General features: G+C 69.4%; 11 protein-coding genes. 1 reads left to right on the plus strand and 10 read right to left on the minus strand.

What is annotated here, in order from left to right; translation table 11 throughout:
• Positions 1–951 (plus strand): LysR family transcriptional regulator (locus AC07XP_RS21615; protein ID WP_495265829.1); only part of this gene is annotated, 951 nt, incomplete at its 5' end.
• 10 nt (positions 952–961) lie between these two features.
• On the opposite strand, the gene AC07XP_RS21620 is transcribed toward AC07XP_RS21615, so the two are convergent.
• The 10 genes from AC07XP_RS21620 to murD all read right to left on the minus strand — a co-directional run bounded on the left by AC07XP_RS21620 (position 962) and on the right by murD (position 12,801).
• Entirely contained in the window at positions 962–1,138 is a 177-nt protein-coding gene (locus AC07XP_RS21620) for a hypothetical protein (RefSeq protein WP_167394968.1), read from the minus strand.
• Positions 1,139–1,163: 25 nt separating this feature from the next.
• Positions 1,164–2,087 (minus strand): UDP-3-O-acyl-N-acetylglucosamine deacetylase, encoded by a 924-nt coding sequence (gene lpxC, locus AC07XP_RS21625; RefSeq protein ID WP_056575680.1) that lies wholly within the window; start codon positions 2,085–2,087, stop codon positions 1,164–1,166.
• 226 nt (positions 2,088–2,313) lie between these two features.
• On the minus strand, positions 2,314–3,528 hold the full coding sequence (gene ftsZ, locus AC07XP_RS21630; protein ID WP_062474218.1) for a cell division protein FtsZ: 1,215 nt from the start codon (positions 3,526–3,528) through the stop codon (positions 2,314–2,316).
• Between the two features lie 170 nt (positions 3,529–3,698).
• On the minus strand, positions 3,699–4,928 hold the full coding sequence (ftsA, locus tag AC07XP_RS21635) for a cell division protein FtsA (protein ID WP_056575685.1): 1,230 nt from the start codon (positions 4,926–4,928) through the stop codon (positions 3,699–3,701).
• Positions 4,929–4,948: 20 nt separating this feature from the next.
• A complete protein-coding gene (locus tag AC07XP_RS21640; protein WP_062474220.1) occupies positions 4,949–5,737 on the minus strand; it encodes a cell division protein FtsQ/DivIB in 789 nt (262 codons plus the stop codon).
• A 3-nt stretch (positions 5,738–5,740) separates the two neighbouring features.
• Entirely contained in the window at positions 5,741–6,712 is a 972-nt protein-coding gene (locus tag AC07XP_RS21645; protein WP_062474222.1) for a D-alanine--D-alanine ligase, read from the minus strand.
• Positions 6,709–8,172 (minus strand): UDP-N-acetylmuramate--L-alanine ligase, encoded by a 1,464-nt coding sequence (gene murC, locus AC07XP_RS21650; RefSeq protein WP_495265830.1) that lies wholly within the window; start codon positions 8,170–8,172, stop codon positions 6,709–6,711. The genes AC07XP_RS21645 and murC overlap by 4 nt, the downstream gene beginning before the upstream one ends.
• Positions 8,169–9,230: an undecaprenyldiphospho-muramoylpentapeptide beta-N-acetylglucosaminyltransferase gene (murG, locus tag AC07XP_RS21655; RefSeq protein ID WP_495265831.1), complete on the minus strand. Its 1,062-nt coding sequence runs from the start codon at positions 9,228–9,230 to the stop codon at positions 8,169–8,171. Before murG ends, murC begins: the two co-directional genes overlap by 4 nt.
• The gene (gene ftsW / locus AC07XP_RS21660; RefSeq protein WP_062474228.1) at positions 9,227–10,522 is read right to left on the minus strand and encodes a putative lipid II flippase FtsW; all 1,296 of its coding nucleotides are present in this window, start codon (positions 10,520–10,522) and stop codon (positions 9,227–9,229) included. Before ftsW ends, murG begins: the two co-directional genes overlap by 4 nt.
• Entirely contained in the window at positions 10,519–12,801 is a 2,283-nt protein-coding gene (gene murD, locus AC07XP_RS21665) for a UDP-N-acetylmuramoyl-L-alanine--D-glutamate ligase (RefSeq protein ID WP_495265832.1), read from the minus strand. The genes ftsW and murD overlap by 4 nt, the downstream gene beginning before the upstream one ends.
• Positions 12,802–12,803 lie beyond the last annotated feature (2 nt).

Consider the following 12,803-nt stretch of genomic DNA (forward strand, 5'->3'; position numbering starts at 1 on the left):
ACCATGTCCCTCGCTCCACCCCGCCCTCGCCTGCCGCCGCACACGGCCGTGCGCGCCTTCGAGGCCGCGGCGCGCCACGGCAGCTTCGCGCGCGCGGCCGAAGAGCTGTTCGTGACGCCCGCCGCCGTCGCGCAGCAGATCAAGGCGCTCGAGACCTGGGCCGGCGGTGCGCTGTTCGAGCGGCACAGCCAGGGCATCCGGCTCAGCGCGCACGGCCGGCGCGCACTGCCCGCGCTCAGTGCGGCGGTCGACCAGCTCGGCCTCGCGGTGCAGGCGCTGCGCCAGGAAACGCAGACCGCCGCGCGCCGCAGCACGCTGCAGGTGGCGGCCTTGCCGGCGATGGCTCAGCTGTGGCTGTCGCCGCGGCTCTCGCGGCTGAAGGCCGCGCTGCCCGGCGTGCAGGTGTCGGTGACGGCGCTGGAGCAGCCGCCGAACTTCCGGCGCGAGCCCTTCGATCTCGGGCTGTTCTACGCACACGGCGCCGAAACCGCCGTCGGCGCCACGGGCATCCCGCTCGCACGCGACCGCCTCGTGCCCGTGTGCAGCCCGCGCGTGCGCGCGTCGCTGGAGAGCGCACGCCCGCGCCCGCTCGACGACCTCCTCGACGTGCTCGCGCGCTGCGGCGGCCTGCACGACACGGTGTGGCGCGACGACTGGTCGCGCTGGCTGCAGGCCGTGCGCCCCGGCACCACGGCGGCCGAGGCCGACGCGCTGGCCGCGGGCCCGGATTTCTCGCTCTACAGCCTCGCGCTGCAGGCCGCGCTCGACGGTGAAGGCGTGCTGATGGGTCGCGAGCGGCTGGTAGCACCGCTGCTGGAGAAAGGCCGGCTGCACGCGCCCTGGGGGCGGCCGAAGGCGCTGGGGGACACGCTGATGCTGCTGGTGCCCGCGCACCGCAAGGGGCCGCTGCTTGCGCAGCAGGTGCAGACGCTGCAGGCCCTGGTCGATTGAACGGCTCGCGCTACGCGACGCGCTCGGCGATCAGGACCGCGAAGAAGCCGAGCGCCGCCAGCACCGTCCACTTGAACACGATCCAACCGAAGCGGCGGTACTTGACCTGCCCCGTGCCCGCATAGAACGCGAAGGACACGCCCGCCACCAGCAGAAGCAGCAGGATGGCCCAGCGAAAGAGAAGCATCGGAAGGAAAAAGCCTGCGCCGGGCTTACCAGGCCCGCGCCACTTCGCCGAAGCCGCGCGGTGCGCGCTTCTCGTCCTCGAAGGTCACGACCTCGTAGGCGTCGCTGTGCGAAAGCAGCTCGCGCAGCAGCTTGTTGTTGAGCGCATGGCCCGAGCGGAACGCGGTGTACGCGGCCAGCAGCGGCTTGCCGATGATGTACAGGTCGCCCATGGCGTCGAGGATCTTGTGCTTCACGAACTCGTCGTCGTAGCGCAGGCCGCCGGCATTGAGCACCTTGGTGTCGTCCATGACGATGGCGTTGTCCAGCCCGCCGCCGAGCGCGAGGCCCTTGCTGCGCATGTACTCGACCTCTTTCGTGAAGCCGAAGGTGCGCGCGCGCGCGATGTCGCGGCTGTACGAGTCGGTGCCCAGGTCGAACTCCACCCGCTGGCCGGTGGAGTTGACGACGCGGTGGTCGAAGTCGATCTCGAAGCTCAGCTTGAAGCCGTGGTACGGCTCCAGGCTTGCCCACTTCTCGTTGGCGCCCTCGCCTTCGCGCACCTCGACCTTGCGCAGCACGCGGATGAAGCGGCGCGGCGCCTTCTGCAGCTCGATGCCCGCGCTTTGCAGCAGGAACACGAAGGACGAGGCCGACCCGTCGAGGATCGGCACTTCGTCGGCCGTGATGTCGATGTAGAGGTTGTCGATGCCCAGGCCCGCGCAGGCGGACATGATGTGTTCGACGGTCTGCACCTTGGCGCCGCCCGTGGAGACGGTGGACGCCAGGCGCGTGTCGGTGACCGATTCGGCGGTCATGCGGATCTCGACCGGCTCGGGCAGGTCGACACGGCGGAACACGATGCCCGTGTCGGCCGGGGCCGGTCGCAGGGTCAGCTCCACGCGTTGGCCGCTGTGAAGCCCCACGCCCACGGCGCGGCTGATCGACTTGAGGGTTCGTTGTTGCAGCACGCCCGAGATTTTAGGCGGGCGGCGACCGTGACGCCCTATTCCCTTCGCTATGGCCGCGATAGACATGGACCGGTCAGACAAGAAAAAACAAAAAACCGGGGAGCCCCCGGCGATGGACGCAAGGGGCACGAGGTGGACGCAGCGCCTAGAGCCGGGGGTCAGTCCCTTTCAGGTCTTCCCCGTCCCCTTGCGAACCCTCGTGCCCTCTGCGTTCGGTGGCCTGCGGTCAGTCTGCCTGACGGCGCAGGAATGCGGGGATCTCGAAGTCGTCCATGCCACCCGACGACAGGGCGTCGACCTTGGCGGCGGCCATCGTGCGGTTGGTGCGCCACACGCTGGGCACGGCCATGCCGTCGTAGTTGGGCTGGCTGCCCGAACCACCACCCGCGTGGCCCACGCCGCCGAGCGTCGGCACGGTGAACGGGATGTTGTCGGTGCCGGTGCGGATCACTTCGAGCGTCGGGGCCTGGCGGCGTGCGTCGGCGCGCGACAGGCCCGTGGCCACCACCGTGACGCGCATCTGGTCGCCCAGGCTTTCGTCGTAGGCGGCGCCGTAGATCACGTGCGCGTCCGGCGAGGCGTAGGCGCGGATGGTGTTCATCGCGAGCTTCGACTCGTTCAGCTTCAGCGAACCCTTCGACGCCGTCACCAGCACCAGCACGCCCTTGGCACCCGAGAGGTCGATGCCTTCGAGCAGCGGGCAGGCCACGGCCTGTTCGGCGGCGATGCGCGCACGGTCGGGGCCTGCTGCGGCAGCGGTGCCCATCATGGCCTTGCCGGGTTCGCCCATCACGGTGCGCACGTCTTCGAAGTCGACGTTCACGCCGCCGTACTCGTTGATGATTTCCGAGATGCCGCCCACGGCGTTCTTCAGCACGTCGTTGGCGTGCGCGAAGGCTTCGTCCTGGGTGATGTCTTCACCGAGCACGTCCAGCAGCTTCTCGTTGAGCACCACGATCAGCGAGTCGACGTTGGCTTCGAGCTCGGCCAGGCCAGCGTCGGCGTTGGTCATGCGACGGCCACCTTCCCAGTCGAAAGGCTTGGTCACCACGCCCACCGTCAGGATGCCCATTTCCTTGGCCACGCGCGCGATCACGGGAGCCGCGCCGGTGCCGGTGCCGCCGCCCATGCCGGCCGTGATGAACAGCATGTGCGCGCCGTCGATGGCGGCGCGGATGTCGTCCACCGCGGCTTCGGCCGCGTCACGGCCCTTCTCGGGCTTGCTGCCGGCGCCCAGGCCGCTGATGCCCAGCTGGATGTTCTTGTGCGCGTTGCTGCGTTGCAGGGCTTGCGCGTCGGTGTTGGCGCAAACGAACTGCACGCCTTGCACACCACGCTCCATCATGTGGGCGACCGCATTGCCACCGCCGCCGCCGACACCGATCACCTTGATCTGCGTGCCCTGGTTGAATTCTTCGACTTCGATCATTTCGATGGTCATTTCTAACTCCTTGAATATTGCAGTTGCCGTTATGTGTCTATGAATATTTCTTCTGCCGTGACGTGATCAACGGGATCGCCGTCGCGATGGTGGACCGGTGCGTCGCCATCGCTCGTTGAAATGCAGCGGAGGGCCCGCGCGTGCGAGCCAGAGTGGGGAGTGGTTCATGGTCAGAAGTTCCCCACGATGAAGTCCTTGAAACGTCCGAACGCAGTCTTTACGGACCCGTTCTTCTGTGCGACCTTGAAGCCACGCATGCGTGCAAAACGTGCCTCCTCGAGCAGGCCCATCACGGTGGCCGCGCGCGGCTGCGCCACCATGTCCGAGAGCGCACTCGAGTACTTCGGAATGCCGCGGCGCACGGGCTTGAGGAAGATGTCTTCGCCCAGCTCGACCATGCCGGGCATGACGGCGCTGCCGCCCGTGAGCACCACGCCCGACGACAGCACTTCCTCGTAGCCCGACTCGCGCACCACCTGCTGCACCAGCGAGAAGATTTCTTCGATGCGCGGCTCGATCACGCCGGCAAGCGCCTGCTTGCTCAACATGCGCGGGCCGCGATCGCCAAGGCCGGGGACTTCGACCTGCGATTCAGGGTCGGCCAGCAGCTGCTTGGCGTAGCCGTGCTCGACCTTGATGTCCTCCGCGTCCTTGGTGGGCGTGCGCAGGGCCATCGCGATGTCGCTCGTGATGAGGTCGCCCGCGATCGGGATCACGGCCGTGTGGCGGATCGCGCCGTTGGTGAAGATCGCCACGTCGGTGGTGCCCGCGCCGATGTCGACCAGCACCACGCCCAGTTCGCGCTCGTCTTCGGTGAGCACCGCCTGGCTGGAGGCCAGCGGGTTCAGCATCAGCTGGTCGACCTCCAGGCCGCAGCGGCGCACGCACTTGATGATGTTCTCGGCCGCGCTCTGCGCGCCGGTCACGATGTGCACCTTGGCTTCCAGGCGCATGCCGCTCATGCCGATCGGCTCCTTCACGTCCTGGCCGTCGATCACGAACTCCTGCGGCTCCACCAGCAACAGGCGCTGGTCGCTCGAGATGTTGATGGCGCGCGCCGTCTCGACCACGCGGGCCACGTCGGCGGGCGTGACTTCCTTGTCCTTCACCGCCACCATGCCGCTCGAATTGATGCCGCGGATGTGGCTGCCGGTGATGCCGGTGTAGACGCGGCTGATCTTGCAGTCGGCCATCAGCTCGGCTTCTTTCAGCGCCTGCTGGATGCTCTGCACGGTGGCGTCGATGTTCACCACGACGCCGCGCTTGAGGCCGTTGCTGGGCGCGATGCCCAGGCCGGCCAGCTTGAGCTCGCCGCCTTGCAGCACCTCGGCCACGACCACCATCACCTTGGCGGTTCCGATGTCCAGGCCTACGACCAGGTCTTTGTATTCTTTGGGCATGTAGATGTCCTCGGTATTCGCTACTTGATTTTTCTTGGGGCCTCGGGCGAGACCGTGGTGACGCCGCGCAGCCGCAGGGCATACGCGTCGTTGTGGCGCAGATCGGCGCGTTCGACGTCGGCCACCGTGCGGCGGTACTGGCCCGCGACCTGCGTCACGGTCTTCAAGAACCGCTGCAGGCGCGCCGACACCTCGTCGCTCTGGCCGCGGCCGAGCTCGATCTCGGCCCCGCTGTCCAGCAGCACCTTCCAGCTGCCGCGGCTGGACAGCCGCAGCTCGGCGATGTCGAAGTCGTAGGGCTCGAACATCGGCGCGAGCACGCGGTACATGCCCAGCACCTGCCCGGCCTGCTCGATCGGGCCGTCCAGGCGCGGCAGGTCGGCATCGACCTCGGCCACGTTGGCCTCGAACACGTCGCCAAAACCGTTGATCAGCTTGGAGCCGGCCTCGTCGCCCCACACCGCCACCGGCACCTGTTCGGTCAGCGTCACGCGCAGCTTGTTCGGGAACTCGCGCCGCACCACCGCACTGCGCACCCATGGCACCGTCTCGAAGGCGGTGCGCGCACGCGCCAGGTCGATGGTGAAGAAGTTGCCCTTGAGCTGCGGCGCCACGTTGGCGCGCAGCGTGACCGCGTTGTTGTGCGTGACCTCGCCGTCCACCTTGATGCCCGAGATCGGGAAGAAAGGCTGGCGCAGCACCCACCACGCGCTCGCCGCCAGCAGCATGAGCGCCACCAGCACGAACGCAACGTTCGCGACGATGTTCATCAGCTTGACGTCGAAGGGAGCGGGGATGCTGTCGGCCATGGCTTAGTTCGCGCCTCCCTTGGCATCCAGCGATGCGGACGCGAGCACGCGCACGCACAGCTCTTCGTAGGGAATGCCCGCCGCGCGCGCCGACATCGGCACCAGCGAATGGCTGGTCATGCCGGGCGAGGTGTTCATCTCGAGCAGGAAGGGCTTGCGGTCGCTGGCGCGGATCATCACGTCGGCGCGGCCCCAGCCGCGACAGCCGAGCGTGTGGTACGCGGCCAGCGTGATGCGCTGGATCTCGCGTTCCTCGGCTTCGGGCAGGCCGCTCGGGCACTGGTACTTCACGTCGTCGGTGAAGTACTTGTTCTGGTAGTCGTAGGCGCCTTCGGGCGCGGCGATGCGCACCACCGGCAGCGCGCGCGCGTCCAGGCCCTGGCCGAGCACGGCGCAGGTGACTTCCTCGCCGTCGATGAATTCCTCGCACAGCACGTCGGCGTCGAACTTCGCCGACAGCGCCACGGCGTCCTGCATCTGCGAGTAGCCCTCGACCTTGGTCACGCCGATGGACGAGCCCTCGCGCGGCGGCTTCACGATCAGCGGCAGGCCGAGCACGTCGGGCACCACCATGATCTGCTCGCGGCTTTGCTGGTCGAAGGCCAGGCGCACGTACTTGGGCGTCGGCAGGCCGTCGGCCTGCCAGATGCGCTTGGTCATGACCTTGTCCATGGCCACGCTCGAGGCCATCACGCCCGAGCCGGTGTAGGGAATGCCGAGCAGCTCGAGCGCGCCCTGCACGGTGCCGTCTTCGCCGTGGCGGCCATGCAGCGCGACGAAGCAGCGCGCGAAGCCTTCGCGCTTCAGGTCGGTCAGCTCGCGCTCCGACGGGTCGAAGGCATGCGCGTCGACGCCGCGCGAACGCAGGGCCTGCAGCACGCCGGCGCCGGACATCAGCGACACCTCACGTTCGGCGGAACTGCCGCCGAACAGCACGGCCACTTTGCCGAAAAGTTGTGGATCCTGAAGGCTCACGCGGCCCTCCCCTTGCGCGCAACGCGCTCTGAAGTTGTTGATGGGGGTGCGGGCGGCGTGCCGAGTTCGACCACCTTGCCCGGCACCGCGCCGATGGAGCCCGCGCCCATGCACAGCACCACGTCGCCCGCGCGGGCGTTGTCCAGGATGGCCTGCGGCATGGCGACGATGTCGTCCACGAACACCGGCTCGACCTTGCCGGCCACGCGCAGCGCGCGCGCCAGCGTGCGGCCGTCGGCGGCCACGATGGGCGCCTCGCCCGCGGCATAGACCTCGCCCAGCAAGACCAAATCGGCCGTGCCGATGATCTTCACGAAGTCCTCGAAGCAGTCGCGCGTGCGGGTGTAGCGGTGCGGCTGGAAGGCCAGCACCAGCCGGCGCCCCGGGAAGGCGCCGCGCGCGGCCGCGATGGTGGCCGCCATCTCGACCGGGTGGTGGCCGTAGTCGTCGATGACGGTGAAGCGCCCGCCTGCCGTGTCGTTCGGCACGGCCACGTCGCCGTAGCTCTGGAAGCGGCGGCCCACGCCCTTGAAGCCGGCGAGGCCGCGCTGCACCGCTTCGTCGGCAATGCCGAGCTCGACTGCCATGGCGATCACCGACAGCGCGTTGCGCACGTTGTGCTCGCCCGGCAGGTTCAGCACGATGGGCAGGTCGGGCAGCGTCACGCCGTTGCGGCGCTGCGCGGTGAAATGCATCTGGCCGCCGACGGCGCGCACGTCGATGGCGCGCACCTGGGCGTCCTCGCCGAAGCCGTAGCTGGTGACCGGGCAGGTCACGTCGGCCACGATCTCGCGCACCGCCGGATCGTCGGTGCACAGGATGGCCACGCCGTAGAACGGCATGCGGTGCAGGAAATCGACAAAGGCCTTCTTCAGCTTCGCGAAGTCGTGCCCGTAGGTCTCCATGTGGTCGGCGTCGATGTTCGTGACCACCGCCATCACGGGCAGCAGGTTCAGGAACGAGGCGTCCGACTCGTCGGCCTCGACCACGATGTAGTCGCCGCTGCCCAGCTGCGCGTTGGCGCCGGCGCTGTTCAGGCGCCCGCCGATCACGAAGGTCGGGTCGAGCCCGGCGGCCTCGAGCACGCTGGCAGCCAGGCTGGTGGTGGTGGTCTTGCCGTGCGTGCCGGCGATGGCGATGCCCTGCTTCAGGCGCATCAGCTCGGCGAGCATGAGCGCGCGCGGCACGACCGGAATGCGCTTCTCACGCGCGGCCAGCACCTCGGGGTTGTCCGACTGCACGGCGGTGGAGGTGACGACCGCGTCCGCGCCGTCGATGTGCGCGGCGGCATGGCCCACGAAGGTGCCGATGCCCAGGCCCGCGAGACGGCGCAGCGTGGCGCTGTCGGACAGGTCGGAGCCGGTGATCCTGTAGCCCAGGTTCAGCAACACCTCGGCGATGCCGCTCATGCCGGAGCCGCCGACGCCGACGAAGTGGATGTGACGGATCGCGTGCTTCATTTCGCAAGCTCCTCGCAGGCGCGGACAACCGCGTCCACTGCTTCGGTCTTCTGCAGGGTCTTGGCCTTGGTGGCCCGGTCGATCAAGGTCGCGCGTTCGGTTTTCTGTAGCAAATCAGCCAGCAATTCAGGGGTGAGGTCGGTCTGTTGCACCAGCCAGCCGCCGCCCGCGTCCACGAGGAAGCGCGCGTTGGTGGTCTGGTGGTCGTCGACCGCCGAGGGGAAAGGCACGAACAGCGCTGCTGCGCCGACGGCCGCGATTTCGGTGACGGTGCTGGCGCCCGCGCGCGCGACGATGAGGTCGGCCTCGGCGTACGCCTGCGCGGTGTCGTCGATGAAGGGCGTGAGCTCGCCCTCGACGCCGGCCGCCACATAGTTGGCGCGCAGCTCGTCGATCTGCTTGGCGCCGCTCTGGTGCAGCACCTGCGGGCGTTCGGCGGGCGCGATGCGCGCCAGCGCCTGCGGCACGACGGCGTTGAGCGCACGCGCGCCCAGGCTGCCGCCGACCACCAGCAACTTGAGCGGCCCCGTGCGGCCCGCGAAGCGCGTGGCCGGATCGGGCTGCGACGTGAACGCCGCGCGCAGCGGATTGCCCACCCACTGCGCCTTCTTCAGCACGTTCGGGAAGGCCGTGAACACGTGATCGGCCACGCCCGCCAGCACCTTGTTGGCGAGGCCGGCGACCGAGTTCTGCTCGTGCAGCACCAGCGGCTTGCCCATGAGCACGCCCATCATCCCGCCCGGGAAAGTGATGTAGCCGCCCAGGCCCACCAGCACGTCGGGCTTCACGCGGCGCACCACGGCCAGGCTCTGCCAGAAGGCGCGCAGCAGCTTCAGCGGCAACAGGAACAGCGTGAGCGGGCCCTTGCCGCGCACGCCGCCGAACTGCACCGGCTCGAAGGCGAAGCCGCGCGGGGGCACGAGCTTTTCTTCCATGCTGCCGGGCGCGCCCAGCCAGTGCACGCGCCAGCCGCGCTCGCGCAGGGCCTCGGCCACTGCGAGACCCGGGAAGATGTGGCCGCCCGTACCGCCGGCCATGACCAGCGCAGTGCGCGTCATACGCGACCTCCCCGCATCAGCACACGGTTCTCATAGTCGATGCGCAGCACGACGGCGAGCGCCACGAGATTCATCAAGATCGCCGAGCCGCCGAAGCTCATCAGCGGCAAGGTCAGGCCCTTGGTCGGCAGTGCGCCCAGGTTCACGCCCATGTTGATGAAGGCCTGGAAGCCGATCCACACGCCCACGCCCTGGGCCACGAGGCCCGAGAACACGCGGTCCAGCGCGATCGCCTGGCGGCCGATGTGCATGATGCGGCGCGTGAGCCACAGGAACAGGCCGATGATCAGCAGCACGCCGATGAGGCCGAACTCTTCGCCGATCACGGCCAGCAGGAAGTCGGTGTGCGCCTCGGGCAGCCAGTGCAGTTTTTCGACGCTGCCGCCCAGGCCCACGCCGAAGACCTCGCCGCGCCCGATGGCGATCAGCGAGTGCGACAGCTGGTAGCCCTTGCCCAGCGCGTGCTCCTCGCTCCACGGATCGAGGTACGCAAAGATGCGCTCGCGGCGCCACGGACTGCTCGCCACGATGGAGCCGAAGGCCACCACCACCAGCGTCGCGATCACGAAGAACATGCGCGCGTTCACGCCGCCCAAAAACAGGATGCCCATGGCAATCACGGCGATCACCATGAAGGCGCCCATGTCGGGCTCGGCCATCACCAGCATGCCGACCACCACCACCGCGATGCCCATCGGCAGCACGGCGCGGAAAAACCGTTCCTTGATCTCCATCTTGCGCACCATGTAGCTGGCGGCGTAGAGCACCATCGCGAACTTGGCCAGCTCCGACGGCTGGAAGCGCATGAAGCCCATCGGCAGCCAGCGGCGCGCGCCGTTCACGTTGATGCCGATGTGCGGAATGAGCACCGCCACCAGCAGCAGCAGCGAAGCCACGAAGAGCCAGGGCGCGGCGCGCTCCCAGGTCTTCATCGGGACCTGGAAGGTCAGCAGCGCGGCGATGAAGGCGATGACCAGCGACGCCGCGTGCCGCGTGAGGAAGTACGAGGCGCTGTAGCCGGCGCGCGCGAAGCGCGGGTTGTCGGGCAGCGCGATGGAGGCCGAATACACCATGATCAGGCCCCAGGTCATCAGCGCGACCGTGACCCAGACCAGCGCCTGGTCGAAGCCCAGCACGCGCATCGGCGTGGCCTTGGTCTGCGCGACACCGGCACCGCCCAGCCGCACGGGCAGGTGCACGGGCAGCGAATCCATGCCGCTGCGGGCGCGCCGGAACCAGCCGCCGAAACGGCTGCCGGTGCTGGTTTCCTGGCCTGCGGCTGCGGAGTTCAAATCGGGTCCTCCATCGATCCGGCGGTGGACAGCGAGGCTTGCGGGGCGTACGACACCACCGCGTCGTCGCCACCCACGGCCTCGCGCGGGCTGTCGGCATAGGCCTCGACGGCCTCGCAGAACACCTCGGCGCGGTGCGCGTAGTCCTTGAACATGTCGAAGCTCGCACAGGCCGGTGACAGCAGCACGGCATCGCCGGGGTGGGCGCGCGCGGCGGCGAGCTTCACAGCCTCTTCCATCGAGCCCGCGTGCTTCAGCGAGACGCCGGTGGAGGCCAGCGCGGCCTCGATCAGCGGGGCGTCGCGGCCGATGAGCACGACGGCGCGCGCGTACTGGCGCACGGGGTCGGCCAGCGGCTCGAAGTCCTGGCCCTTGCCTTCGCCGCCGAGGATCACGACCACGCGGCGTTCTTCACCGAGGCCGCTCAGTGCGGCCACGGTGGCGCCGACGTTGGTGCCCTTGCTGTCGTCGAAGAACTCGACCTCGTCCACGATGGCGATGGGCTCGACGCGGTGCGGCTCGCCGCGGTACTCGCGCAGGCCGTAGAGCATCGGGCCCAGCGGGCAGTCGGCGGCACTGGCGAGCGCGAGCGCGGCCAGCGCGTTCATGGCGTTGTGGCGGCCGCGAATGCGCAGCGCGTCGGCGGGCATGAGGCGCTGGAAGAAGAGCTCTTCTTCCACCACCGCGCCGCGCTTGCGCTTCTGCGTTTCGTCGGCTTCCAGCGCGCGCACCAGCCAGGCCACGCCGTTGATGCGCTCGATGCCGTAGTCGCCGGGACGCAGCGGCATCGCACCGCCGAAGGTGACGTGGGCGCGGATCTGCGGACGCTGCAGCTTCACGCGGACGGGCGGCGGCAGCATGGCCATCACGCCGGCGTCGTCGCGGTTCAGGATCAACAGCCCCTTGGCGCCGAAGATGCGCGCCTTGGCAGCGGCATACGCCGGCATGTCGCCATGCCAGTCGAGGTGGTCCTGCGTGAGGTTGAGCACGGTCGCGGCCGTGGGCTCGAAGCCCTGCACGCCGTCGAGCTGGAAGCTCGAGAGTTCGAGCACCCACACGTCGGGCAGCGTGCCGGCGTCGAGGTGCCCGGCCAGCGTGTCGAGCAGCGTCGGGCCGATGTTGCCGGCCACGGCCACGGTCTTGCCCGCGCGTTCGACCAGCTGGCCGGTGAGCGAGGTGACGGTGGTCTTGCCGTTGGTGCCGGTGATGGCGAGCACGGCGGGCGTGTAGCCCTTGGGCGCTTCGGGCTCGGGTTCGGGCACGAGTTCGAGCTGCGGCGTGGCCTCTTCCTCGACCGCGGCCGACGCCGGGTTGGTGGCGGACAGCTCGGCGATCTTGGCGACGAACTCAGCGGCCTCGCGCGCCGCGGTGGGCACGTAGGGCTTGCCGGGGGTGGGCAGCCGGGAGACGGTGGCGGCGGGCGCGGGCGACACGGCGGGCGTCTCGGCGGTGGCTGGCGCTGCGCCGTCTTCCGTGGTGGCGTCTTCCGTCGTGGCGCCTTCGGCGACGACGTCTTCGGCGGGTGGTGTCACCGGCACGCTCAGCGATGCGTCGCGCGGCATGGCTTCGGCCATGGCGGGCGGTGTGGGTTCGGTGGCTTCGGTCGGTTCGACGGGAGCGGCGGGCTCGGCTTCTGCGGCAGGCGCATCGACTGGCAGTGCGGCTTCGGTCGACTCAGCGGCCACGGCCTCCGTGGGTGCAACCGCCTCGGTCGCCTCAACAGCTTCGACGGGCGCGGCCGCTTCGGGCTCGCCTTCGACAACCACAGCAGCCTCCGGCGCAGGCACTTCCGGCGTCTCGGCCACCGCAGCCTCCGCCACAGGGACTTCTTCGCTCAAGGCCAGCTCGGCCTGGGCCGGCGTTTCGACGACAGGCTCGGCCACGGCGGTTTCTGCCGGCACTTCCGCCTCGGCTTCCACCACCGGCACCTCGGCCGTCTGCAGGTCGAGCAGCGCGCGCGCGAACAGGTCCAACTCGCCGCCGACCACGAGGCCCACGGCCTTGGCGGCGTCGACGACCGGCGCCAGCGTCGCGGGCGACAGGCCCGGCGAGCGGTACACGGCGCGGATCGGCGTTCCTTCGACCAGCGCGGCCGTGAACGGCCCGCCGATGAAGGTGGCGTCGGGCAGCTCGGCCTGCAGCGTCGCGAGCGAGGCCGGGGCCTCGCGCGTGTCGGCCACGGTCACGACCGCGCCGTGGCGCGCGCACCAGCGCGCCATCGCCAGCCCGGACGCGCCGAGGCCGAGGATGAGAACGGGGAGGTCTTTCAGGTGCCGCATGG

This window comes from Variovorax sp. GW531-E2, from assembly GCF_059423125.1.

Bases quoted from the DNA above. Each gene is read 5' to 3' on its own strand.
- murD (WP_495265832.1), bottom strand. From the start codon at position 12,801: ATGCGGCACCTGAAAGACCTCCCCGTTCTCATCCTCGGCCTCGGCGCG.
- AC07XP_RS21620 (WP_167394968.1), bottom strand. From the start codon at position 1,138: ATGCTTCTCTTTCGCTGGGCCATCCTGCTGCTTCTGCTGGTGGCGGGC.
- ftsA (WP_056575685.1), bottom strand. From the start codon at position 4,928: ATGCCCAAAGAATACAAAGACCTGGTCGTAGGCCTGGACATCGGAACC.
- ftsZ (WP_062474218.1), bottom strand. From the start codon at position 3,528: ATGACCATCGAAATGATCGAAGTCGAAGAATTCAACCAGGGCACGCAG.
- murC (WP_495265830.1), bottom strand. From the start codon at position 8,172: ATGAAGCACGCGATCCGTCACATCCACTTCGTCGGCGTCGGCGGCTCC.
- AC07XP_RS21640 (WP_062474220.1), bottom strand. From the start codon at position 5,737: ATGGCCGACAGCATCCCCGCTCCCTTCGACGTCAAGCTGATGAACATC.
- murG (WP_495265831.1), bottom strand. From the start codon at position 9,230: ATGACGCGCACTGCGCTGGTCATGGCCGGCGGTACGGGCGGCCACATC.